Annotated in this window: 23 protein-coding genes; 9 read left to right on the forward strand and 14 right to left on the reverse strand. The window is 72.3% G+C overall.

Annotated features, from left to right (window positions below; translation table 11 throughout):
* Window positions 1-28: 28 nt before the first annotated feature.
* The 6 genes from HHX33_RS35455 to HHX33_RS01235 all read right to left on the reverse strand — a co-directional run bounded on the left by HHX33_RS35455 (window position 29) and on the right by HHX33_RS01235 (window position 6,496).
* Window positions 29-484, reverse strand: a complete 456-nt coding sequence (locus HHX33_RS35455) for a DUF4244 domain-containing protein (RefSeq protein ID WP_259402013.1) — start codon at window positions 482-484, stop codon at window positions 29-31.
* A gap of 235 nt (window positions 485-719) precedes the next feature.
* Entirely contained in the window at window positions 720-1,469 is a 750-nt protein-coding gene (locus HHX33_RS01215) for a type II secretion system F family protein (protein ID WP_182872928.1), read from the reverse strand.
* 301 nt (window positions 1,470-1,770) lie between these two features.
* Window positions 1,771-2,529, reverse strand: a complete 759-nt coding sequence (locus HHX33_RS01220) for a type II secretion system F family protein (protein WP_310741160.1) — start codon at window positions 2,527-2,529, stop codon at window positions 1,771-1,773.
* Window positions 2,516-3,706, reverse strand: coding sequence for a TadA family conjugal transfer-associated ATPase (locus tag HHX33_RS01225; protein ID WP_182872929.1), 1,191 nt, complete (start codon window positions 3,704-3,706; stop codon window positions 2,516-2,518). Before HHX33_RS01225 ends, HHX33_RS01220 begins: the two co-directional genes overlap by 14 nt.
* A complete protein-coding gene (ssd, locus tag HHX33_RS01230; protein WP_182872930.1) occupies window positions 3,703-4,788 on the reverse strand; it encodes a septum site-determining protein Ssd in 1,086 nt (361 codons plus the stop codon). Before ssd ends, HHX33_RS01225 begins: the two co-directional genes overlap by 4 nt.
* A gap of 931 nt (window positions 4,789-5,719) precedes the next feature.
* The gene (locus tag HHX33_RS01235; protein WP_182872931.1) at window positions 5,720-6,496 is read right to left on the reverse strand and encodes a Fic family protein; all 777 of its coding nucleotides are present in this window, start codon (window positions 6,494-6,496) and stop codon (window positions 5,720-5,722) included.
* Window positions 6,497-6,770: 274 nt separating this feature from the next.
* Between HHX33_RS01235 and acs the strand changes: the two genes are divergently transcribed.
* From acs to HHX33_RS01255, 4 genes are all read left to right on the forward strand, one after another.
* Window positions 6,771-8,747, forward strand: coding sequence for an acetate--CoA ligase (gene acs / locus HHX33_RS01240; protein ID WP_182872932.1), 1,977 nt, complete (start codon window positions 6,771-6,773; stop codon window positions 8,745-8,747).
* A 352-nt stretch (window positions 8,748-9,099) separates the two neighbouring features.
* The gene (locus tag HHX33_RS01245; protein ID WP_182872933.1) at window positions 9,100-9,600 is read left to right on the forward strand and encodes a phage holin family protein; all 501 of its coding nucleotides are present in this window, start codon (window positions 9,100-9,102) and stop codon (window positions 9,598-9,600) included.
* Window positions 9,590-10,510, forward strand: coding sequence for an alpha/beta fold hydrolase (locus HHX33_RS01250; protein ID WP_182872934.1), 921 nt, complete (start codon window positions 9,590-9,592; stop codon window positions 10,508-10,510). The genes HHX33_RS01245 and HHX33_RS01250 overlap by 11 nt, the downstream gene beginning before the upstream one ends.
* Before the next feature lie 186 nt (window positions 10,511-10,696).
* Entirely contained in the window at window positions 10,697-11,182 is a 486-nt protein-coding gene (locus tag HHX33_RS01255) for a DUF309 domain-containing protein (RefSeq protein ID WP_111700481.1), read from the forward strand.
* Window positions 11,183-11,272: 90 nt separating this feature from the next.
* On the opposite strand, the gene HHX33_RS01260 is transcribed toward HHX33_RS01255, so the two are convergent.
* Window positions 11,273-12,457, reverse strand: coding sequence for a MarP family serine protease (locus HHX33_RS01260; RefSeq protein ID WP_182872935.1), 1,185 nt, complete (start codon window positions 12,455-12,457; stop codon window positions 11,273-11,275).
* Between the two features lie 71 nt (window positions 12,458-12,528).
* Between HHX33_RS01260 and HHX33_RS01265 the strand changes: the two genes are divergently transcribed.
* Complete coding sequence (locus HHX33_RS01265; RefSeq protein ID WP_220501363.1) at window positions 12,529-13,281, forward strand: HEAT repeat domain-containing protein; 753 nt, start codon at window positions 12,529-12,531, stop codon at window positions 13,279-13,281.
* Here the strand turns inward: HHX33_RS01265 and HHX33_RS01270 are convergent.
* A complete protein-coding gene (locus HHX33_RS01270; protein ID WP_310741161.1) occupies window positions 13,228-13,923 on the reverse strand; it encodes a CoA pyrophosphatase in 696 nt (231 codons plus the stop codon). The genes HHX33_RS01265 and HHX33_RS01270 overlap by 54 nt on opposite strands.
* Window positions 13,924-14,105: 182 nt before the next feature.
* A complete protein-coding gene (nth, locus tag HHX33_RS01275; protein ID WP_182872936.1) occupies window positions 14,106-14,855 on the reverse strand; it encodes an endonuclease III in 750 nt (249 codons plus the stop codon).
* A gap of 351 nt (window positions 14,856-15,206) precedes the next feature.
* Here nth and HHX33_RS01280 point away from each other — a divergent pair, with 351 nt between their 5' ends.
* On the forward strand, window positions 15,207-15,887 hold the full coding sequence (locus tag HHX33_RS01280) for a Crp/Fnr family transcriptional regulator (RefSeq protein ID WP_111700476.1): 681 nt from the start codon (window positions 15,207-15,209) through the stop codon (window positions 15,885-15,887).
* On the opposite strand, the gene HHX33_RS01285 is transcribed toward HHX33_RS01280, so the two are convergent.
* From HHX33_RS01285 to HHX33_RS01300, 4 genes are all read right to left on the reverse strand, one after another.
* Window positions 15,884-16,687, reverse strand: a complete 804-nt coding sequence (locus HHX33_RS01285) for an MBL fold metallo-hydrolase (RefSeq protein WP_310741162.1) — start codon at window positions 16,685-16,687, stop codon at window positions 15,884-15,886. The two genes, HHX33_RS01280 and HHX33_RS01285, sit on opposite strands and share 4 nt — an antisense overlap.
* On the reverse strand, window positions 16,684-17,520 hold the full coding sequence (locus tag HHX33_RS01290) for an NUDIX hydrolase (protein ID WP_182872937.1): 837 nt from the start codon (window positions 17,518-17,520) through the stop codon (window positions 16,684-16,686). Before HHX33_RS01290 ends, HHX33_RS01285 begins: the two co-directional genes overlap by 4 nt.
* 104 nt (window positions 17,521-17,624) lie before the next feature.
* Window positions 17,625-18,086, reverse strand: a complete 462-nt coding sequence (locus HHX33_RS01295) for a RidA family protein (protein WP_182872938.1) — start codon at window positions 18,084-18,086, stop codon at window positions 17,625-17,627.
* Window positions 18,086-18,238 (reverse strand): DUF4177 domain-containing protein, encoded by a 153-nt coding sequence (locus tag HHX33_RS01300; protein WP_076440089.1) that lies wholly within the window; start codon window positions 18,236-18,238, stop codon window positions 18,086-18,088. The genes HHX33_RS01295 and HHX33_RS01300 overlap by 1 nt, the downstream gene beginning before the upstream one ends.
* A 172-nt stretch (window positions 18,239-18,410) precedes the next feature.
* Between HHX33_RS01300 and HHX33_RS01305 the strand changes: the two genes are divergently transcribed.
* Window positions 18,411-19,448, forward strand: coding sequence for an ArsA-related P-loop ATPase (locus HHX33_RS01305; protein WP_310741163.1), 1,038 nt, complete (start codon window positions 18,411-18,413; stop codon window positions 19,446-19,448).
* 44 nt (window positions 19,449-19,492) lie between these two features.
* Complete coding sequence (locus HHX33_RS01310) at window positions 19,493-20,632, forward strand: ArsA family ATPase (protein WP_182872939.1); 1,140 nt, start codon at window positions 19,493-19,495, stop codon at window positions 20,630-20,632.
* 36 nt (window positions 20,633-20,668) lie between these two features.
* Here the strand turns inward: HHX33_RS01310 and HHX33_RS01315 are convergent, their stop codons facing one another.
* Window positions 20,669-20,965 (reverse strand): WhiB family transcriptional regulator, encoded by a 297-nt coding sequence (locus HHX33_RS01315; protein WP_030506755.1) that lies wholly within the window; start codon window positions 20,963-20,965, stop codon window positions 20,669-20,671.
* Window positions 20,966-21,277: 312 nt separating this feature from the next.
* Between HHX33_RS01315 and HHX33_RS01320 the strand changes: the two genes are divergently transcribed.
* Complete coding sequence (locus HHX33_RS01320; RefSeq protein ID WP_310741164.1) at window positions 21,278-23,464, forward strand: transglycosylase domain-containing protein; 2,187 nt, start codon at window positions 21,278-21,280, stop codon at window positions 23,462-23,464.
* Window positions 23,465-23,563: the final 99 nt, after the last annotated feature.

A 23,563-nucleotide genomic window follows, 5' to 3' on the forward strand; every position in this document is an offset into this window, starting at 1 on the left:
CTCCCGCCGGCGCGTCATCGCGGGCATCTCAGGCGGCCAGCTTCAAGGCCTTCTGGATCAGCGCGGCCAGCATGGACCGCACCTCCGCGCTGGTGACGATCTTGTAGAGAAGCGCGGCGAAGCCGCAGGCGGCGATCGTCCCGACGGCGTACTCGGCGGTGGACATGCCCGCGTCGGCCCTCGTCCTCGCCTGCACCACCCATTGGATGCCCAGCTTCCGCGCCCGGCTTGTGGCCCTTCCGACGGCTCGCCGCATACCCGGCCATCCTCGCTTCGGCCCGGACGACATGGCCGCGACGACGGCCGGGCCGACGAGCCACGCCCCCCGCCCACAGGCGAGGTCGAGCACCCGCCACACGGCATCGCCGAGCGCCGCCCACCGTCCCGAGCGTGCCCGGTGCCGGCCCGCGCCCTCCGCCGATCGCCGCCGGGGCTCGCTGTCCGTCCGGCTCGTCCGGCCGGTCGCCGCCGCGTGCCTGCTCATCGGTCCTCCTGACCCGTGTGGGGCGGCTCGTCCGCCCTCGTTCAGGCCAGGTTGCGGCAGGATGGGCGACCACGGTCGGGCCGAACGCGGTTCTGTGGACAACGCTCCCGCCGAGCCCGTTCTCCACAAGGACCGCAGCCCTGCATGAATGCCGATCACGCTGGTCATGACGGCCTCGGCGAACCGCCGCACCCCCCACTGTCCACAGGTGTGGATGGCGATGTCCACAGGCTGTTCACGGCAGGAGGATCTGACCCGCCAGGCCCGCGACCATGGGGATGACTCCGAGGAGGACGAAGGCCGGGAGGAAGCAGAGCCCGAGCGGAGCCACGGCGTGGACGCCCACCCGTCGTGCCGCCGCCGCTGCCGTCGCCCTGGCGGTTCGGCGGGCGTCGTCGGCGAGCCTGGTGAGGACGTCGGCTACGGGCGCACCGCTCGCAGCGGCACGGACCATGGCCCTGGACAGGGCGGCGAGCGAGGGTTCGGCCGAAAGCCCGGCCCAGGCGTCCTCCGGGGCCGCACCGAGGCGCAGCTGAGCGCCCACCCAGGTCAGCCGCTCGCCCACCGGACCCGGCATCGCGGCGGCGGTCGTCTCCACGGCTCCGCTCATCGGCTGCCCTGCCCGCAGGCAGGCGACCATGAGATCGACGGCGAACGGGAGATCCGCCTCCATTCGCGCCCGCCGCCGCCCGGCCTCGGCGGGCTCCCGACGACGAACGGCGATGAAGACACCCGAGGCCGCCGCCACTCCTGTCACCAGGCCTGCGGGCCCTCCGACCAGCAGGAAGAGCGCGAACCCCACGGGCAGCGCGACGGCCGCTCCCCGGCGGGACATGCTCTCGCCCTCCGGCGGACACGCCGTCGCGCCGGCCTCCCCGCGGGTACGCGGCGACGCGATGGCGGCGAGACGCCCGGCCGCCGAAGGACGAGCGGGCCACGCCAGCACGGCCAGCGTCGTCAGAACCCCGGCCAGCACGCAGATCATCCGTCATCGCCCTTCCGCAGTCTTGGGCCTTCCGCCGGCGGCGCTCGTCGCCGGCTTTCCGCCACAGGAGCATCCGCTCCCGAGGCCTGATGCCTGGCACTCGGCGCTCGGCACTCGGCCGCCCGACCGTTGGGCATCCGGCTCCCGGCGGGTGACACCTCCGCGCCCGGCGCTCGACGGCGGCGCCCGGCAACTCCGCACTCGGCGTCCGGCACTTGACACGATGGCGTGGGGCCGCCGCGCCCTGCGCCCGACCCTGCGCCGACTCTGTTGCCGACCTGTTGCCGGCCCTGCTCTCGGTTCAGCGTGGGCCGGAGCCTGGGGGCTCCTCCGCCCGCTTGACGAGCCTGTGGGTCCACCACAGGCCGGCGGCGTCCAGGGCGAGCCCGGCGACCAGGCAGGCGAGACCCGCCGGGCCGCCGAGCAGGAACGACAAGGGGTTCATGCCGAGACCCGCGGCCATCAGCAGCCCGAGCGCGGGCAGGCCCGCCAGCATCCGGGCGGTCGCCCGGGGTCCGGAAAGCTGGGCCGCCACCTCCTCGCGATGCGCCTGCGCCTCCCGCAGCGACACGCACACCCGTTCCACCAGCGCGGTCAGACCACCCCCGGCGGCCACGCTCACCCGCCAGCACGCGGCCAGCCGGACCAGCCCCTCCCCGCCTCGGGCCGGCGCGGCGGCGAGCAGAGCGGCCGCGACGTCACCGCCGTCTCTCGCGGCGGCGGTCGCCGGGTCGAGCGCCGCGGGGTCCGGCGGCCGCACCGACGAGACGGCCCGCGCCAGGGCGTCACCGGGAGGCCGGCCCGCCGCCAGTTCGGCCGCGAGGCCCTGGCACAGCTCCAGGGACACCGCTCGCCAGGCCGCGGCGGTCGCGCCCGGACGCGGGGGCCTGGCGAGTGCCGTCCACAACCGGCCGGGGGCCCTCGTCCCCCGCCGTGCGCCGGTGAGACGGGCCAGCCGCGCCGCCGCGGGCTCCGGCCCGGCCCACAGCCAGGCGGCGAGCGCTGTGGCGAGCACCGCGACCAGCCCCAGGGACAGGAACCGGCCGTCAGCGGGCGGCACGACGGCCTCCCGGCTCCGGGCAGAGGTCCCGCAGCGTGCCGAAGGACGACCCCCGGCTCACCCGGCCCTCCGCGTCGAAGGCCAGCGCAGGCACCGCCGTCACCAGGCCGGACGGCCCACGTTCGAGGACGCAGACCTCCGCGACCCGGCGCCGGCCGCCACCTGGTTCCCGTACGAGGTGGACGACGAGGTCGAGGGCGGCGGCGATCTGGCTGTGCACCGCCTCCCGGGACAGCCCCGCCGCGCAGGCGAGCGCCTCCAGCCGGGCGGGCACGTCCGCGGCGTTGTTGGCGTGCAGCGTGCCGCAGCCTCCCTCGTGACCCGTGTTGAGCGCCGCCAGCAGGTCGACGACCTCCGATCCGCGCACCTCGCCCACGACCAGGCGGTCGGGCCGCATGCGCAGGGCCTGCCGTACGAGATCGCGCAGTCCGACGCCGCCCGCGCCCTCCAGGTTGGGCGGCCGGGCCTCCAGCCGTACGACGTGGGGGTGGGCCGGGTGGAGCTCCGCGCTGTCCTCGACCAGCAGCAGGCGCTCGTCCGGACCCGCGAGGGAGAGCATGGCGCTGAGCATGGTCGTCTTGCCGGTGCCGGTCCCTCCGGTGACCAGGAACGCCAGCCGCGCCGCCATGATCGCCCGAAGGACCGCGGCGCCCTCCTCCTCGGCGAGTTCCTCCACCGCGAACGTCCGCCGCGACGGCAGCCTGAGGGACAGGCAGGTCCCCTCGGCGGCGATCGGGGGAAGCACCGCGTGCAGCCGCACGCCACCGGCGAGCCGGGCGTCCACGTAGGGGCAGGCGTCGTCGAGACGCCGTCCGGCCGCCGCGGCCAGCCGCTGGGCGAGGCGGCGCACCTCGTCGTCCCCGGAGAACGTCACACCCGTGCGGCGCAGGCCGTCCCCGTCGTCCACCCACACCTCTCGCGGCCCGTTGACCAGCACGTCCGTGACACCCGGCTCCGCCAGCAGGACTTCGAGCGGCCCGGCGCCGATGAGATGGGCACGCAGGGTGCGCGCGACGGCGAGCACCTCGGCGTCGCCGAGCACCGCGCGTTCCGCCCGCAGGGCCGCGGCCACCTGGGCGGCGGTGGGCGCGGCGTGGGCGTGCGACAGCCGTACCCGGACGGCCTCGACCAGGTCGGCGCTCACGCCGGGCACGGTCGCCGGGCCCTCGCGGCTCATCGGCCCTCCGTCGCCGGCGGCGACCACCCGTTCCGACCGGCGCCGAGCCCGCCCGGCAGGGAGTCGAGCAGATCCGCGCAGAAGCGCCCGAGCGGGGCGCGGCCCAGCGGCGGCGGGTCTCCCCGATCCAGGATCTCGGCCAGTCCGCGTACCTCGGGGAGCACGCCCGCGCACGGAACGGCGAGGGAGGCCGCGACGACCTGGGAGTCCAGCGATCCGGCCCGCATCACCAGGCGCAGGTCGCCGGTCCCGGGGCGCAGCAGCGTCACGGTCTGGGCGGCGGCGAGCGCTCCCCGGAGGTCGGCGGGGACGACGACGATCGTCGCCGCCGCCCTGGTCAGCGCCTCCGCCTCGCCCTCCCCCACATGGCGTGGCAGGTCCACGACGACCAGGTCGCACCCGCGCCGCGCGGCGTCGAGCACTGCGCGCATCGCCTCGCGGGGGATCCGCACGGGCTCCCCGCGGTGCGCCGAAAGCACGGTGAGCTCTCCGAAGGTGGGCAGCGCCTCCTGGAGCGCGGCATAACTCACCCGGCCTTCTCGCCCGGCGACGTCGGGCCAGCGGGCACCCAGCGCCTCCTCCTGTCCGAGGAGCACGTCGATGCCGCCACCGAGCGGGTCCGCGTCGACGAGCAGCGTGCGGAGCCCGCGACGCGACGCCGTGAGCGCCAGGGACGCGGCGAGGACGGTGGCGCCCGCACCGCCCTTGCCGGCGGCGACGCAGACGACCGTCCCGGCCCGGGTCTCCGGCTCGGCCGCATCGCCGAACTCCTCGACCAGAAGCCGCTCGGCCTCGGGCAGCTCCAGCACGGTGCGCGCGCCCACGGCCACGCACCTGCGCCACATGTCGGGATCGCCGGCCGCCCGCGTGACGACGACCACGTTCGGCCGGGGCGGCGGGCCGGTCACGGCGAGGTCGTCGGCCAGGTCCGCCCCGACCACGACCAGCGGCGCCCGGATCCAGTACGGCCGGGCATGGGCGGCCGCCTGGGCGACGTCCAGTTCGACGCCCGCCGCGGCGGCGATGCGGAGCAGATCGTCGAGGAGTTCCTGATCGTCGGTTACGGCCAGCGGGCGTGGCATCGGCTTCTCCCTGTCGTCCGGGAGCACCACGATGCGACAGGACCGGAACCCCGGCTGGGCGCGGACCGCGTCCTGTGGACGACGCGCGTTCTGTGGACGACGCCGCGACCATCCGGACGCGGGGCCGCGGCGGAGACCGATGGAAGACCGATCGGAGAGCGCACGGAGACCGGTCGGAGCCGGCCGGAGAAAAAAGGCGACCCCCGCCGGGGGGGATAGCGGGGGTCGCCGTGGGTCCGGCTCTGGGGGGGTAGAGCCGGGCCGTTATTCCGAAAGCTTTAAACACGAAGCCGGGGCGTGGCAAGAGGTCCGCCGCTCCGATGACACAGATGCCGCCTCTGGGGGGAGACGCACCCGTATGCTGCCTGATCGGGAGAGGTAGGTCGAGCCCGCCGCCGATTTGAGTAAAATTTTTTCTCCGAGTCAGTGTTACATGTGAACACGCGCAATCGCAACGGTGCGCCAGGGGGCTCATCGCATCACGTGCCCCGCTTCGCCTCATCCTTCACAGGCGTCACAATCAGGAAAAAAGACCCTAAAGAGGATGAAGCGCCATGAAAGTCGCATACTCTCGGTAAAGCTTCCGCGCCCGGGGCTTTCCATCCCGAGGATTCGGACGTAAAAAGGGATTACGGGCCTGAGGGTCCGCGTACCGCATCGGGTACCCACGCGCGACCAGCCGCGGGAGGCGTGTCGAGACGGGCTTGACCCGCTCCGACAAATACGAGGTGCACGCTTGGTAACCCGGTGACGTGTACTTGCGACGGCGTTCCACACCAGGGACGCCGTCCGCTTTTTCGGCCTGCTGAACGCCCGAAACATCGGCGTCCCGGGCACCTCGGAACATCGGCGTGCCGGGCACCCCAGAAGATGCGCGGCTTCCCCCCCGGCTTCCCCCGGAAAGACGCCGGACCCCCGCAAAAGGGGTCACTCAGCGGGACATGGCCTCGCAGATCGCCGTCGTCTCACGCACCCCGAGCACGACGGCCGTGGCGCAGTGCCGGATCCAGGTCCCGACGCCCTCGCCCGTCCCCTTCAGGTACGACCTCAGGCTCTCCGCGTACGCGTCGCCCAGATCGGCGTGCCCCACCTCGACGGCGGCGAGCGACTTGGGATCGAGACCGAGGCCGACGAGCGTGAGCCGTTCGGCGGCGCGGGCGACCAGGCCGTCGGCGACGCCGAAGGGCCGCAGCACCGCCAGTTCCGCGTGCACGACCGCCGCGAGCACGAGCGCGGGCACCGTGGACGAGCCGGTCACGAGCCCGGCCAGCGCCGACATGCGGGCCGCGGTCTCCTCCGGGCCGGGGGCCGGGCCGAGACCGAGCGGATCGGCGGTCGTGGGAACCGTACGCGGCCTGCCGGGGTCGGCCGTCAGGCCCGCGGCCGCCAGCGTGTGCAGCCGCGCGAGGACCTGACGCGGGGCCGGCCGCCACGTGGCGGTCAGCCGTCCGAGCTCGGCCGACGCGCGCAGCGCGCCCTGCGCCACCGGGTCGGCCACCTCCCCCGTACGCAGCTGCTCAAGAGGCACGTCGACGCCTTCGAGCGCGGCGGAGGCACGGGCCCCGCGCAGCGCGGACTCGGCCGACACCTCGGGACCGCGCCGCCGCAGCACCCGGTGCCGGTAGAGCCGGTCGACGGCCTCCCGGGCCTCCTGTACGGCCTCGGACACGCCGGGCAGTCCGGCGACGACAGCCAGCGGATCGCTCACAGCCCCCGACCATACCGGCCGGTAGGACGTCGTTCGCCGAGGAGGTGCACCCGTTCACCGCAGACGCGCGTACGCGATCTCGGCGGGCTTCCCACCTGTCACTAAGTTTGCCGGTCATAGCCCTGTTACCACGGACAACGCGAAGCTACGGCGTGCCTGCCCGGATTACTTGTACTTGACGCCGCTCGCCTGGTGAAGTGGGACACGACATACCCCAGCTTGGCCGAGGCGGCCGAACGAGAGACAACCCGAAGACGCTGTGAAGGAGTACGGAGTGGCCACCGAGACCCCTGGTCAGGAAACCCAGGAGACGCTGTCGAACCTGCTGAGTGAGACGCGCCGGTTCGAGCCTCCCGCGGACCTGGCGTCGGCCGCCAACGTCACGGCGGACGCCTACGAGGAGGCCGCCCAGGACCGGCTCGCCTTCTGGGAACGCGCCGCCGAACGCCTCACGTGGGCAGAGCGCTGGGACACCACGCTGGAGTGGAAGCCGCCCTTCTCCAAGTGGTTCGTCGGCGGCAAGCTGAACGTCGCCTACAACTGCGTCGACCGTCACGTCGAGGCCGGCCGGGGCGACAAGGTCGCCTACCACTGGGAGGGCGAGCCGGAGGGCGACACCCGTACGATCACCTACGCCGACCTGCAGAAAGAGGTCGCCAAGGCGGCCAACGCGCTGGAGGAGCTGGGCGTGCGCAAGGGCGACCGGGTCGCCGTGTACATGCCGATGATCCCCGAACTGCCGATCGCGCTGCTGGCCTGCGCCCGGATCGGGGCGATCCACTCGGTGGTCTTCGGCGGGTTCTCCGCGTCCGCCCTGAAGAGCCGCATCGACGACGCCGACGCCAAGATCGTGATCACCGCCGACGGCGGATACCGCCGCGGCGCCCCGAGCGCGCTCAAGCCGACCGTGGACGAGGCGGTCGCCGACTGCCCCGGGGTCGAGCACGTGCTCGTCGTACGCAGGACCGGGCAGGACGTCCCGGTGAACGAGCGCGACGTCTGGTGGCACGACCTCGTCGAGCGCCAGCCCTCCGAGCACGAGCCCGTGCCGCACGACGCCGAGGACCCGCTCTACATCCTCTACACGAGCGGCACGACCGGTAAGCCCAAGGGCATCCTGCACACCACCGGCGGCTACCTCACCCAGGTCGCGTGGACCCACCACGCCGTCTTCGACCTCAAGCCCGAGACCGACATCTACTGGTGCACGGCCGACATCGGCTGGGTCACCGGGCACTCCTACATCGTGTACGGCCCGCTCGCCAACGGCGCGACCAGCGTGATCTACGAGGGCACCCCGGACACCCCGCACCGGGGCCGCTTCTGGGAGATCGTGCAGAAGTACCAGGTCACGATCCTCTACACCGCCCCCACGGCGATCCGTACGTTCATGAAGTGGGGCGACGACATCCCCGCGAAGTACGACATGTCGTCCCTGCGCGTGCTCGGCTCGGTCGGCGAGCCCATCAACCCCGAGGCGTACGTCTGGTACCGCGAGCACATCGGCGCGAACCGCTGCCCGGTCGTGGACACCTGGTGGCAGACCGAGACGGGCGGCATCATGATCAGCCCGCTGCCGGGCGTCACGGCCGCCAAGCCCGGCGCGGCCATGCGCCCGCTGCCCGGCGTCGTGGCCGACGTCGTCGACGACCAGGGCGAGTCCGTGCCGAACGGCGGCGGCGGCTTCCTCGTGGTCCGCGAGCCCTGGCCGGCCATGCTCCGCACCATCTGGGGCGACGACCAGCGCTACATCGACACCTACTGGTCGCGGTTCGAGGGGATGTACTTCCCCGGCGACGGCGCCAAGCGCGACGAGGACGGCGACCTGTGGCTGCTCGGCCGGGTGGACGACGTCATGCTCGTCTCCGGGCACAACATCTCCACGACGGAGGTCGAGAGCGCGCTCGTCAGCCACCCGAAGGTGGCCGAGGCCGCCGTCGTGGGCGCCACCGACCCGCTGACCGGCCAGGCCATCGTGTCCTTCGTCATCCTGCGCGGCGGCGCGGAGGAGAGCGAGGACATCGCCGCCGAGCTGCGCGCCCACGTGGCGAAGACGCTCGGCCCGATCGCCAAGCCGCGGCAGATCCTGGTGGTGCCCGAGCTGCCGAAGACCCGCTCGGGCAAGATCATGCGCCGCCTGCTGCGCGACGTCGCCGAGAACCGGTCGCTCGGCGACGTCACCACGCTCACCGACAGCTCCGTGATGAACCTCATCGCGGAGAAGCTGCCCAGCGCCAAGAGCGACGACTGATCCGCCGGCCCGGCCCCCGGGCGGTTCGGTGATCGGGGGCCGCGGACGGATCGTGGAAGGCGTGGACGGAGCCTGCGTCCACGCCTTCTCCGTCCCGGCTTTCCTGTGGCCCGGCTTTTCCACAAGCTCCGGCTTTTCCACAAGCTCCGGCTTTTCCACGGCCCCGGCGGCGGAGATTCGCCGTGACGGGGAGACGCCGGATCGCCTTCGGCGTCATAATCCAGCCGCCTGTGGGCAGGTCCCCCGCATGCCCGCCGGGCGGGCTGAGGTTGTCCACAGGCGGGGGTCTTCCTGTTCGCGTGCGCGGACGGAGACGAGATGATGTTTGATAGTCGCAGATAGGAGATCGCTGATGCCCGAGGACGAATCGCTCGGCGCGCTGGTCGCCCAGGCGAGCCATCACATCTCGACCCTCGTACGGTCGGAGATCGAGCTGGCGAAGGCCGAGCTCAAGTTCGACGCGAAACGGGTCGGGATCGCCGCCGGGATGTTCGGCGCCGCGGCCTTCATCGGGCACCTGTGCCTGATCCTGGCCTCGTTCGCGATCGCGTACGGCCTCGTGGCGCTCGGGCTGGCCACCTGGCTCGCCTTCACCATCGTCACCGTGTTCTACCTCCTGATGGCCGGGCTGCTGGTCTTCGTCGGCTACCGCCGGCTCAAGGGGCTGGCCGGGATGAAGCGCACCATGCGGAGCCTGCGTGGCCTCGCGGGCCCCGAGGAGGCGGAGGCGCCGCTGCCGGAGACGGCCCCCGTCCCCGCCATGGCGGCCGAGACTCCCGCACCGCCGCCCTACACCGGCCCGACGGCCGGGCAGGTGGGCGCTCACCGGGAGTCCATCCGCGATGGCCACTGACGAGTCGCTGATCGAGGCCGACGGCCCCTGGACGCACCGGGTCGTGTACGCGGGCGGCGTGCGGTTCCATGTGGCGGAGGCCGGAGACGGGCCGCTGATCCTGCTGCTGCACGGGTTCCCCCAGTTCTGGTGGACCTGGCGGCACCAGCTTCCGGCGCTGGCCGAGGCCGGCTACCGCGCCGTCGCCGTCGACCTGCGCGGCTACGGCGGCAGCGACAAGCCGCCGCGCGGCTACGACCTGCCCACGCTGGCCGTGGACGCGGCGGGCCTGGTGCGGGCGCTGGGCGAGACGAGCGCGATCGTGGTGGGTCACGACTGGGGCGGCCTCCTCGGCTGGACGATGAGCGTCCTCGATCCCAAGGTGGTGCGACGGCTGGTCCCGGTGTCGGCGCCGCATCCGCTGCGCATGCGCGCCGCCCTGTTCACCGATCCGCTCGGCCAGCTCAGGGCCAGCCGGTACGGCCTGGGCTTCCAGCTTCCCTTCCTCCCCGAGCGGAAGCTCACCCGGCGGAGCGGCGCCGCCGTGGGGCGGATCATCGACAGGTGGGCCGGACCGCAGTGGCCGGGCGACGGGGCGACCCGCGTCTACCGCGACGCGATGCGGATCCCGACCGTGGCGCACTGCGCCCTGGAGTACTACCGCTGGTTCGCCCGTTCGCAGATCCGCCCGGACGGCTTCCGCTACGCGCGGCAGATGCGCGCCGAGGTCGAGGCCCCGACGCTGCAGATGCACGGCGCGCTCGACCCCTGCGTCCTGCCGCGGACCGCCCAGGGGTCCGGCCGATTCGTCGCCGCGCCGTACCGGTGGCGGCTGATCGAGGGCGCCGGGCACTTCCCGCACGAGGAACGCCCCGGCCAGTTCAACACCGAGCTGATCTCCTGGCTCGCCGACCCCGAGCCCGACCGCTGATCCCGCCCCCGCCGTTCGTGCGTGCCACCCGCGGCCAAGGGCCGGGAACCCCACCCGTGATCTTGCAGAAGATAGTAGAAATGTGCCCTGAAGTGGCCCAACTTCTTGGTTGATCTATCGCGTCCGCCGGGAAGGTCGCTGGTCCTTCGGTCGCCGTGAACCGCCCACGCGCCCTGAGGAGAGACCATGCGTGACCGTGACGAAGCGGGACGTCCCCGCAACGCACGCCCTCGTGACGAGTACGGCAGGCCACTGCCCCGGGGGGCCGAAGGGGTCCCCCGCGTGCCCGACGACTACGCCCCCGGCCCGGAGGAGGCGCTGGAGCAGGCCAGGAGTCTGCTCGCCGACGGACGGCCGTTCCACGCGCACGAGGTGCTGGAGGCCCGCTGGAAGACCGGCCCCGACGAGGAACGCGAGCTGTGGCAGGGACTGGCCCAGATCTGCGTCGGTCTCACGCACCTCCAGCGCGGCAACCTCTCCGGCGCCGCCGCCCTGCTGACCCGTGGCTCCGCCCGCCTGGGCGCGTACGGATCCACCCGGCCCTACGGGCTCGACCTGCGGGCTCTGGCCGTACAGGCCGACGCGATCACGACCGCGATCGACGAGGGAGACGCCGGCGCCGGCACGGCGATCTCCGCGGTCCGCGCCCTCCTGACCCCGGCCGAGCCCTAGAAGCCCGCGTCCTAGGCAGACCCGACGGCCGGCCCCACCCGCGCCCCGCTCATGGCGACGGGTTGTGGTGAGCGTGGTGGGGTGGTGAGCTCAGTCGCAGCCCTCGGTGCTCACCGGGCCGACCGCGTGGCTGCCGTCCTGGGCGTCGGGCAGGACCTCCTCGGCCGTCATGGCGAAGCCCGTCTCCGGCGTGTCGGTCGCGGCGGCGAAGATCACGCCGAACACCTTGCCGTCCGGGCTCAGCAGCGGCCCGCCCGAGTTGCCCGGCTGCACCTTGCCCCGGATGGCGTAGACCTCGCGCTCGACCTTCCGCTTGTTGTAGATGTCGTACATCTCGGCGCGCTGCTTGACCCTGATCCGCGCGGCGAGCGGGGTGAAGCCCTGATCCTTCGGATATCCGGCGATGATCGCGCTGTCGCCCCTTCTGGCGACCGTGTCGAAGCGCAGCGTGCCGATCTGGAGGTCGGGGACGAACAGCACCGCGATGTCGCGTTCGGGGTTGTACAGGACCACCCGGGCGTCGTGCTGGTCACCGCGGTAGTCGGTCACCCGCAGTCCCTCGGTGACCCCGGCGACGACGTGGGCGTTGGTCATGATCCGCTGCCGGGAGTAGACGAATCCCGTCCCCTCGATGCGCTTGCGGCAACTCGGCGCGGTGCCCTGCACCTTGACGATCGCCCGGCGGGCCCGGACCAGGGAAGGGCTCGCGTTGATCAGGGTCTGGTCCGGCGGCGCCACGTTCTGACCGCCGATGGAGGTGATGACCTGCGGCCAGTCGGAGGTCTCCACGAAGTCCCTGAACGGCTTCTGCAGGGCCCGTACACCGTCCGGGATGGCCTCGTCGACGGTCTGCAGCACCAGTGAGCCGTTGATCTGCTCCTTGATGAGCGCGAAGCTCATCGAGACCATGAGCGAGCCGATGAGCCAGGCGATGACCAGGACCGACAACCCGCTGGCCACCGACCCGCCGAAGGCGTCGACCATCCGGGCGGGCTCCCAGGTGACGTGGCTCCGGGCGACGGCGCCGATGGTCGAGGACGCGAACTGCCCGATGGTCGCCGCCAGGAAGACGATCACGATCGCCAGCAGCGCCCGCTCGGTGTCGCCGCTCACGATCGCCCCGGCCAGCGGAGGCGCGATGAACATCCCCAGAACGGCGCCACCGACGAATCCGATGAAGCTGAAGGCCCCGATGATGAATCCCTGCCGATAGCCGGATACCGCGAAGGCCACAACCAGGCCGATCAGGATGAGATCCAGAAGATCGCCGCTCACAGCTACCACGGTATCCAGCCACGCCATTCGTCGTGCGGGCGTCCCTGGAGTCTCATCGATATCGTGACGACATGGGGGTATCGGAACGGCCACCCGCGGCTGGGGACCGCGACGACGGCGCGCGGGGCCCGGAAGACGCGAAGGACACCGCGGACGCGAAGGACACCGCGGACGCGAAGGACACCGCGGACGCGAAGGACACCGCGGACGAGGCCGCGGGGCGAGGCGACGGCGGCGGGGAGCCCGCGCACGAGCTGATCAGGATCGCGCTCACCGACACGGACCCGGACGGGCCGGTCAGGTGGCGGGCGATCACCACGCTGCAGGCGCGGGGCGACCCGGAGACCTTCGCCCTCGCCCGGCGGCTCTGCGTGAGCGCGGACCCCGCGGAGCGGGTGCTGGGGGCCGACATCCTCGGCGAGCTCGGCCGGGACCATCCCTTGAGGGACCGCACGCTGCCCGTGCTCCGCACACTGGCGGCGGACGAGGACGATCCGAGGGTGCTCTACTCCGTGCTGATCGCCTTCGGCCATCTGCGCGACGGGCGAGCGCTGCCGTCCGTGATCGACCTCGCGGCGCACGAGCACCCCACCGTCAGGTACGGCGCGGCCTACGCCCTTCCGCATGTCATGGGCGATCCACCCGACACCGCTGGACTGGCGGCACTGCGCCGCCTGGCGGCCGACGCGGACGAGGACGTCGCCGACTGGGCCGCGCTCGGCCTGTCCCTGAACGGCCTGACGCCGAACGCCGCGCCCGCGAAGCGAAGCTCAGCCTCGCGCGGCCAGGTCGACGACCTCGGGGGGCAGGTCCTCGATCCGTGAACGGTCCCAGGGCCGCTCGAAACCGGCCGCGGTCAGCACGCCGTCGAGCACGCCGGCGGTGAAACCCCACACGAGCAGGCCCCGTACGCGGAACGCCACGGACGGGACCACTCCGCGCGGGTGACGCAGCCGCAGCCGGTTGGCGGGGTCCACCAGCTCCTCGATCGGCACCCGCTCGACGGTCTCGACCTCGTCGGGAGAGGCCGCGTGCACGGCGCACGGCGTGTGCCACCAGCCGAGCACCGGCGTCACCCGGTTGTCGCTGTGCCAGATGTAGAGCTCGGGCATGGTGCCGACGACCTCGACGCCGGCGGGGTCGAGGCCGGTCTCCTCCCCGGCCTCCCGCAGGGCCGCGCCGACCGGGCCGTCGTCGCTGGGGTCGACGCCGCCGCCGGGGAACGCGGGCTGGCCGGCGTGCACCCGGCCCTTCGAACTGCGCTGGATCAGCAGGATGTCCGGGCCCTGCGGCCCCTCGCCGAACAGCAGCAGGACCGCCGCCGAGCGACCGGCGCCGTTCGCGGGCGGCCGCAGCGCGGTGGGGACAGGGCTGTGCGCGGCCTTCGCGGCGAGCCGGGTCAGCCAGTCGGGAGCCGCGACCACCTCCACCACGACCACCTCCACATCGTCGGGGCGGCCGGGCACGCGGACATGCGCCGGCCGGGTGTGCCGTACAACCATCGGCGTGGGCGCGAACTTCCCGCCGGCCTCCCGCCGCTTTCCCGACCGGCTTTCCACCGGGGGCGCACCGAGGACGCCGAGAGGCATCGGGGACGCGCCGGGGAGGCGCCGTTCACCGGGCTCACCGCCACCGGGGCCGGGAGACGTCAGGAGAACGGGCCCGCCTTCACAAGCTTGCGGGCCTCCTCCGGATCGGTGGGACCGGTGCCGTACGACGGGCAGAGCTCGGCGAGAGGGCACGCGCCGCAGGCGGGCCTGCGGGCGTGGCAGATGCGGCGACCGTGCCAGATCAGCCGATGGGACAGCATGGTCCACTCCGGCTTCGGGATCAGCTCCCCGACCTCGTGCTCGATCTTGACGGGATCGGTCTCGGCCGTCCAGCCGAACCGCCGCGTCAGCCGCTGGAAGTGCGTGTCGACGGTGATCCCGGGCACGTCGAAGGCGTTGCCGAGCACCACGTTGGCCGTCTTGCGGCCCACGCCGGGCAGCTTGACCAGGTCGGCGAGCCTGCCGGGGACCTCTCCCTCGTGGCTCTCGCAGAGGGCCTGCGCCATTCCGATGATGCTGTTGGCCTTCGCCCGGAAGAACCCGGTCGACTTGATGATCTCTTCGAGCTCCGCGCGGTCGGCGCCCGCGTAGTCGGCCGCCGTCCGGTACTTGGCGAAGAGCACCGGCGTGACCATGTTGACCCTCTTGTCGGTGCACTGCGCCGAGAGGATCGTGGCGACCAGCAACTCCAGGGGATTGCCGAAGTCCAGCTCACAGTGGGCGTCGGGGTAGGTCTCGGCCAGGATCCGGTTGATCCGCCGCGCTCGCCGCACCAGGCCCAGGCGGGTCTCGGCCTCGCGTCGGCGCCGTCGCGGGACAGCCGTGTTCACGGCCGGGTTCGTCGCCATGCCGCAAGCGTAGGCCCTCCGGCGACCGCCCACCTCCCGTCCCGCCGGGTCGACCGCCTTGTCATACATGCCGCATATGCTGCCCGTATTTGCCAATTTGTCCGTACGCAGCGCAATACACTGTGCCCGTAGGGGGACGGCCGGCCGCCCGAGCCGGTCGAGCGCGGGATGGGCGTAAGAATAGGTTTCGCGAAGATTGTCTAGTTTCGCCAGGCGCGACGCACACGACTGCGAGCCGGGGCCGGCGCTCGTACGACGCAACAGGACACCCCGTAATGCGCCGGGAAGGGTGTGGGTCACAATGGCTAGCACGGAGCCGGCGACCGAGCGCGCCCGCAGCAAGGAGGCACCGTGAGCACCGAGGAAGTACTGAGCAAGGCGCCGCTGTTCTCCGCGCTCGACCGCGAGAGCGCCGCGGCGCTGCGTACGAGCATCACAGAGGTGGAGCTGCCCAAGGGACGCACCCTCTTCAGTGAGAACGAGACGGGCGACCGGCTCTACGTGGTGCTCGAAGGCAAGATCAAGCTGGCGCGCACGGCCCCCGACGGCAGGGAGAACCTGCTCAGCGTGCTCGGCCCGGGCGAGATGTTCGGCGAGCTGTCGCTGTTCGACCCCCGCCCCCGCACCGCCTCGGCGATCGCGCTGACCGACGTCCGCCTGGCCGGGCTCGGGCACGACGACCTCCGCCCGTGGCTGACCGGGCGGCCCGAGGTCGCCCTCCACCTGCTGCGTGCCCTCGCGCAGCGGCTGCGCCGCACCAACGACGTGCTCGCCGACCTCGTCTTCACCGACGTGCCCGGCCGGGTCGCCAAGCAGCTGCTCGACCTCGCCGACCGCTTCGGGCACAAGACCGACGACGGCATCCGGGTGCACCACGACCTCACGCAGGAGGAGCTGGCCCAGCTCGTGGGCGCCTCGCGCGAGACGGTCAACAAGGCACTCGCCGACTTCGCCCAGCGCGGCTGGCTGCGCATCGAGGCCAAGGCCGTCGTGATCATGGACAGGGAACGGCTCTTCAACCGCTCTCGCTAGAGGGTTGTCTTGAGGTAGTCGAGCTGGGCCGCGACCGACATCTCGGCGGCCGGCCACAGCGCCGGGTCGACGTCGGCGTAGATCATCTCCACGATCTCCCGCGCGTCCCTGGCGCCCCTGCGGATCGCCTCGCGGACCTGCTCCAGCCTCATCCGGCGGTGCACGACGTACGCGTTCAGGACCCCGGCGGGATCGGGCAGGACGGGGCCGTGGCCGGGCAGCAACGCGGTGGCCTCCAGCATCTCCGCGCCCTGCCTGAGCCGGTCCAGGCTGCGCAGGTAGTCGCCGAGGTCCCCGTCGGGGGCGATCGTCGTCGTCCCCCGGCCGAGGACGGTGTCGCCGGTGAGCATCGCCCGGTCGCCGGGCAGCCAGAAGCACAGCGAGTCGAACGAGTGCCCCGGCGTGGCGACGACCCTGATCTCCACGTCGCCCGCCGTGACGACGTCGCCGTCGTCCAGGCCCTCCTCGCCCAGGCGGTGCCGGGGGTCGAGCGCCCGCACCGGAGCGCCGAGCAGGCGCGCGAGCGGGCCCGCCCCCTCGCTGTGGTCGGCGTGCCCGTGCGTGAGCAGTACGGCCGTCACCCGGCGGCCGTCCACCCGCTCGGCGACCCGCCGCAGGTGCGCCTCGTCGTCCGGGCCAGGATCAACGACCAGTACGGCGTCCGCCCCGCCGACGATCCACGTGTTGGTGCCGTCGAGGGTCATCGGCGACGGGTTGGGCGCCAGCACGTTCACGGCGGTCGCCGTACCCGCCCCGTCCGGGCCCTCCGCGCCGTCCAGGGGAATGCGCAGGCCGCTCACGCGCCCGCCCTCCCCGCCTCGGGGATCTCCTCGGGGATCACCAGCACCATCCGGCCGTCCACCTCGGCGGGGGCGGGCATGATGGTCGTGACCGACCGGGAACAGGACAACACATCGCCGATCGTCTCGAAAGCGGCGATCTCGGTCAACGTCCGCAAGGTCGGCGGCATCAGGAACGCCGTACGGTCCCGCGCGGCGGCCAGGGCGTCCCCGGGACGCATCCACGCCACCTCGGACGCCTCGCCGCCCACGTCACGCGTACGCTGACCGGACGGCAACGCGGCCACGAAGAAGCGGGTGTCGAACCGCCGGGTCTCCATGACCGGGGTGATCCAGTGTCCCCACGCCTTGAGCAGGTCGGACCGCAGCACCAGCCCCCGCCGGTCGAGGAACTCGGCGAACGACAGCGTGCGCGCGATCAGCGCGAGGCGGTCGGCCTCCCAGTCGTCGCCGGTGGTGTCGGTCACCACGGTCCGCGGGCCCGGCCCGGCGAGGAGCACGCCCGACTCCTCGAACGTCTCGCGTACGGCGGCGCAGACGAGGCCCCGCGCCGTGCCCTCTCCGGTCCCCAGGAGCGCACCCCACTCGGCGGGCGAGGGACCGGCCCAGGCCACGGCCTGGTCGGCGTCCCTGGGGTCGACCGACCCGCCGGGGAACACGTACGCGCCGGCCGCGAAGGCCATCGTCGCGTGCCGCCTGAGGAGATACACCTCAAGGGGGCCCTCGCGGAGCAGCACCACCGTGGCCGCGTCACGGGCCGGGACGGGAGCCATTCGGCCGGCCAGGATCTCCCGCGCCCGCTCGCCGAGATGACCCGGCAGCGGAAACCCCATGGAGCCCTCCCAACCAGAACAAGGATCGGTCCGACCGGCCCCATGCTCCCGTACGCCGTCCCGTGACCGCAATCGACGGGTCTCCGACGGCCATCCTGCGGCGGTCAGCGGACCTCCGCGACGACCTCCACCTCCACGGCCGCGTCGAGCGGCAGGACCGCCACGCCGACCGCGCTCCGCGCGTGCCGCCCCGCCTCGCCGAACACCTCGCCGAGCAGTTCGCTCGCGCCGTTGACGACCTGCGGCTGCCCGGTGAAACCGGGAGCGCTCGCGACGAACCCGACCACCTTCACGATCCGCACGACCTGCGACAGATCGCCGACGACGGACCGGATGGCCGCCAGCGCGTTGACGGCGCAGATCCGCGCCTGTTCCTTCGCCTCCTCGGGCGAGACCTCCGCCCCGACCTTGCCGGTGACGCTCAGCTCGCCCTTCACCAGCGGAAGCTGGCCCGAGGTGTGGACGTGGCCGCCCGTCCGTACGGCCGGCACGTACGCGGCCAGCGGAGGCACGACCTCGGGCAGCGTGATCCCGAGCTCGGCGAGGCGCTCCTCCGGAGTGGCCATCACTTGGGCCGCTTCATGTAGGCGACCAGCTGCTCCGGGTTGGGCCCCGGGATGACGGAGACGAGCTCCCACCCGTCTTCACCCCAGTTGTCCAGGATCTGCTTCGTGGCATGGGTGAGCAGCGGCACCGTGACGTATTCCCACTTGGTCATGGGCAAAGGCTATCGAGGCACAGCCTCTCCGCGCTCGGGGACGACCGGCGCGAATCGGCAGGTGAGCCTTGGGTAGCCTTCCTCACGTGGGCGAGTGGAGCAGGCACGCCGACGGGAACTACCGCGCGACGATCCGCGGAGGCGATCTCGCCGGCCGGCCGGAGGAGGCACGGTGAGTCAGCCGACCAGCAGGCGCGGCGGAGGCGGGGAGACCCGTGACACCGACTGGGACGGCGTGCGGCTGCACGTGGTGAGCGGCAAGGGCGGCACCGGGAAGACGACGGTCGCCGCGGCGCTCGCGCTGGCCCTCGCGGCGGGCGGGCGCAAGGTCCTGCTCGTCGAGGTCGAGGGACGGCAGGGCATCGCCCAGGCGTTCGATCTCCCTCCGCTGCCGTACGAAGAGCGCAAGATCGCGGTGGCGCCCGGCGGCGGGGACGTGTACGCGCTGGCCATCGATCCCGAAGAGGCCATGCTCGAATACCTGGAGATGTTCTACGGCATCAGGCGGGTGGGCAAGGCGCTGACCCGCATCGGCGTGGTCGACTTCGCCACCACGATCGCCCCCGGCCTGCGGGACGTCCTGGTGACGGGCAAGACCAGCGAGGCCGTGCGGCGCCGCGACAAGCTGGGCCGGAGGGCGTACGACGCGGTCGTCATGGACGCGCCGCCGACCGGCCGCATCTCCCGTTTCCTGAACGTGACGCAGGAGGTCGCCGGGCTCGCCCGGGTCGGTCCGATCAAGAACCACGCCGACCTCGTGAGGGGCGTCCTCGCGTCCCCGGAGACGGCGGTGCACTTCGTGACGCTTCTGGAGGAGATGCCGGTCCAGGAGACGCTGGACGGCGTCGCGGAGCTCCGGGAGACCGGGCTGCCGGTCGGCGGGGTGTTCGTCAACATGGTGCGCCCGGCCCTGCTGCCCGCGCGGGCGCTGAAGGCCGCCGCCGAGGGCCGGTTCGACGCCGCCGAGATCGCGCTCGGCCTGAAGGCCGCCGGGCTGGCCGACGCCTCCGCCGGCGCCTCGGCCATCGCCGAGGCGCTCGCCGAGGAGGTCGCCGAGCACGCCCTGCGCGCGGAGCTGGAGAGACGGGAGCGCGCGGAGCTGGAGGAGGCCGGAACGCCGCGGTACGACCTGCCGCTGCTGCCCGACGGCGCCGACCTGGCCGGGCTCTACGAGCTGGCCGACGCGCTGCGCGCCCAGGGCGCCGTGTGACGCCCGCCGACCGATTTCCCGCCCACCGACTGAGAGGCTGAGCTGTGACCAGGACGGCGCCCGCGCTGGACATCGACGCGATTCTGGACGACCCGGACACCCGGATCATCGTGTGCTGCGGCTCCGGCGGCGTCGGCAAGACCACGACGGCCGCGGCCCTCGGGCTGCGCGCCGCCGAGCGCGGCCGCTCTGTGGTCGTCCTGACCGTCGACCCCGCCCGGCGGCTGGCCCAGGCCATGGGCCTGACCGAGCTCGACAACACGCCCAGGCGGGTGGACGGCACCGACGGCGGCGGGGAGACCGGCGGCGAGCTCCACGCGATGATGCTCGACATGAAGCGGACCTTCGACGAGATCATCGAGGCGCACGCCGATCCGGAGCGGGCCGAGCAGATCCTGACGAACCCCTTCTACCAGTCCCTGTCGTCCAGCTTCTCCGGCACGCAGGAGTACATGGCGATGGAGAAGCTCGGCCAGCTCCGCCGCTCGAACGAGTGGGACCTGATCGTGGTGGACACCCCGCCCTCGCGGTCGGCGCTCGACTTCCTCGACGCGCCGGAACGGCTCGGCCGGTTCCTCGACGGGCGGCTCATCCGCATCCTCACTGCGCCCGCCAAGGCCGGCGGGCGCAGCGCGTTCAAGCTGCTCAACGCGGGCTTCGGCGTGGTCGCCGGCATCCTGACGAAGGTGATCGGGGCCCAGGTGCTCCGGGACATCCAGTTGTTCGTCACCGCGCTCGACGCCGTGTTCGGCGGATTCCGCCAGCGGGCCGAGCAGACGTACCGGCTGCTCCAGGCGCCCGGCACCGCCTTCCTCGTCGTCGCCGCGCCCGAGCGCGACGCGATGCGCGAGGCGTCCTACTTCGTCGAACGGCTCGCCGAGGAGCGCATGCCGCTGGCCGGGCTGGTCGTCAACCGGGTGCACCGGTCGCCGGCGCCCTCGCTGTCCGCGGCCCGGAGCTCCGCCGCCGCCGAGGACCTGGAGGCCCGGGGCGAGCACGAGCTGACCGCGGCCGTACTGCGGCTGCACGCCGGAAGGATGCAGCTCGCCGCACGGGAGCAGCGCCAGCGGGAGCACTTCACGTCGGCCCATCCCACGGTGCCGATCGCGCAGGTGCCCGCGATGCCGGAGGACGTGCACGATCTGGCGGGACTTCGCCAGATCGGGCAGCTCCTCGCGTCGTGACGTCCGGCGCCCCTCGGGGAGGAGGCCGGCCGCCGGTCAGCCGGCGATCAACTCGTTGGTCCGCTCGTACTCCTCTTTGGCGGACTCGAGCAGGTCCCGCCAGGACTCCACATCGGGCCGGCGCCTGAGCAGCGCGCGGCGTTCCCGCTCCGTCATCCCGCCCCACACCCCGAACTCGATGCGGTTGTCCAGCGCATCGGCGAGGCATTCGGTACGGACGGGGCATCCACGGCAGATGAGTTTCGCCCGGTTCTGGGCGGCGCCTTGCACGAAGAGCGCGTCAGGATCCGCACCTCGGCAGGCGGCACGGGAGGTCCAATCCGTGATCCACATGTGCGACCCCACTCCCCTTAGGTGGTCAGTCGTTGTTTCGGCCGACGGGCGCGGGCGTCGGGCCTCCTGTATTGCAGTAGCCGCAGAGGAGAACGTACGCAACGAAACGATCGATCCGACATACCCCGGGGGGACCAAATTCGTACATGGTCAAGTCAGGCCATGTGGCCGGGAATGACTAGTCCCCCCTCCCCGGGGTAATGCCGAGCCGTGAGGCCGATGCCTGGTGAGGCACCAAACGGACGTACCCTTGGTTCCGTGCAAGCTCACGGTAAAACACTGGCATCTCGGTCAGCCGCCGTCCTGCGCCTCGTGGGCGCCGCGGGAGTCGCGGGCGTGCTGGCGGCGGCGATTGCACTACCCGCCGTGGGCGGGGCGGGCGTTTCGGTCAAGTCCGGTATCGAGACCCTGAGCCTCAAGCCGGCCGACCTCGACGAACCGCCACTGCCCGAGAAGACCGTACTCCTCGACGCGGACGGCAAGCCGTTCGCCCAGTTCTACTTCGAGAACCGGGAGTCGGTCCCGATGGACCGCATCGCCCCGATCATGCGGAAGGCGATCGTGGCGATCGAGGACTTCCGCTTCTACGAGCACGGCCCGCTCGACCTGGAGGGCACGACCCGCGCGCTGGTCAAGAACATCACCACGGGCGGGGTGACCCAGGGCGGTTCGTCCATCACCCAGCAGTACGTGAAGCAGGTGCTGTTCAACAAGGCGGAGACCGACGAGGAGAAGGCCGCCGCCGTGGCGCCGACCGTGGGGCGCAAGCTCAACGAGATCCGGTACGCCATGACGATGGAGCAGAAGTACAGCAAGGACGAGATCCTCAACCGGTATCTCAACATCGCCTACTTCGGCGCCAGCGCGTACGGCGTCGAGGCCGCCTCCAAGCGCTTCTTCGGCAAGCACGCGTCCGAGCTCACTCTGGCCCAGGCCGCGACGCTGGCGGGAGCCGTACAGGACCCGAACGCCACCGACCCCAACCGGGGCAAGACGTTCCGGGACCGGCTGCTGGCCCGGCGCAACGTCGTGCTCGACCGGATGGCCGAGTTGAAGATCGTCACCGAGGCCGAGCGCGACGAGGCCAAGAAGAAGAAGCTGGGGTGGAAGGACAAGGAGATCCCCGGCGGCTGCGAGGAGAGCGGCTACCCGTACTTCTGCCTGTACGTGCGCAACGAGATCCTCAACGACCCGCAGTTCGGCAAGTCCAAGAAGGCCCGGCAGGACTTCCTGGCGCGAGGCGGCCTGACGATCAGGACCACGCTCAGCTCGAAGATGCAGAAGGCCGCCGAGAAGGCGATCAAGAAGTACGTCCACCCCTCCGACAAGCCGGTCGCCTCCGAGGCGCTGGTCGAGCCGGGCACGGGCGCCATCAAGGCGATGGCCGCCAGCCGGAAGTTCGGCACCAGCAAGAAGAAGAACGAGATGTCGATCAACGTCGTGGCCGACGCGCTGCACGGCGGCGGCGCCGGCTTCCAGGCGGGATCGACGTTCAAGGTCTTCACGCTGATCACCGCGCTGAAAGAGGGCTACAAGTTCAACGACGGCATCAACACCGGCGCGACCTTCCAGGCCAGCGGCCCCTCGGCGTTCAAGGACTGCAACGGGAACCTCGTCGGCGACCCCCGGGGCGTCCAGCACAACTCCGAGGGCGGCAGCGGCGGGTTCCTGACCCTGCAGACGGGCACCTGGAAGTCGGTCAACACCTTCTTCATGGCCCTGGAGCAGCGGGTCGGGCTCTGTGACGTCGTCAAGACCGCCAAGGACCTCGGCATCAAGCGGGCCGACGGCGGCAAACTGCGCGAGTTCCAGACATTCACGCTCGGCTTCAACGAGATGGACCCGGTGACCGTGGCCAGCGCCTACGCGGCCATCGGGGCGCGCGGCAAGTACTGCAAGCCCATGGCGATCACCGAAATCACCGACCGCTTCAACAAGGTGACCTCGTTCAAGCCGTCCTGCAAGCAGGCCATCGAGACCGAGGTCGCGGACGCGGTCACGCACATCCTGTCGGGCGTGTTCACCAAGGGCACCATGTCCCCCGTCGGCGGCATCGGCCGGGACGCCGCGGGCAAGACCGGCACCGGCGACGAGTCCCGCACCGTCTGGTTCGCCGGCTTCACTCCCGACCTCGCGGGCGCCGTCAGCCTCGGCGACCCGCGCGGCCCGATGCGTTATCCGCTCCCCGGCCAGGTGATGGGAGGCCGGACGTACGGCTCGGTCTTCGGCGCCACCATCCCAGGACCGATCTGGAAGGCGACGTTCCTGTCGGCGCTCAAGGGCGTGGACAAGTCGTCGTTCACCAACCCGGACATGTCGCGGTTCGGCGGCTGCGCCCACCAGTGCGCGCCCCCGCCCAAGCCCAAGTCGGAGCCCGGCGGCCATGGCGGTGGCCCCGGTGGTGGTCCCGGCGGTGGCGGTGACGGCGGGCGCGGCGGCGGCAACGGCCGCGGGCCGGACCGGCCGTTCGGCAACCAGCCGTTCGACCCCTTCAACTGAGGTCTCCGACCGGCTCCCCTTCCGATGGGCCGCTCCTCTCCAGAGGGGCGGCCCATCGGCGTACGGGGACTCTCCGGTCTCCCGGGCGCTCCGGTCTCC

The organism is Microbispora sp. H10670 (genome assembly GCF_014161385.1).
Lineage (GTDB): Bacteria > Actinomycetota > Actinomycetes > Streptosporangiales > Streptosporangiaceae > Microbispora > Microbispora triticiradicis.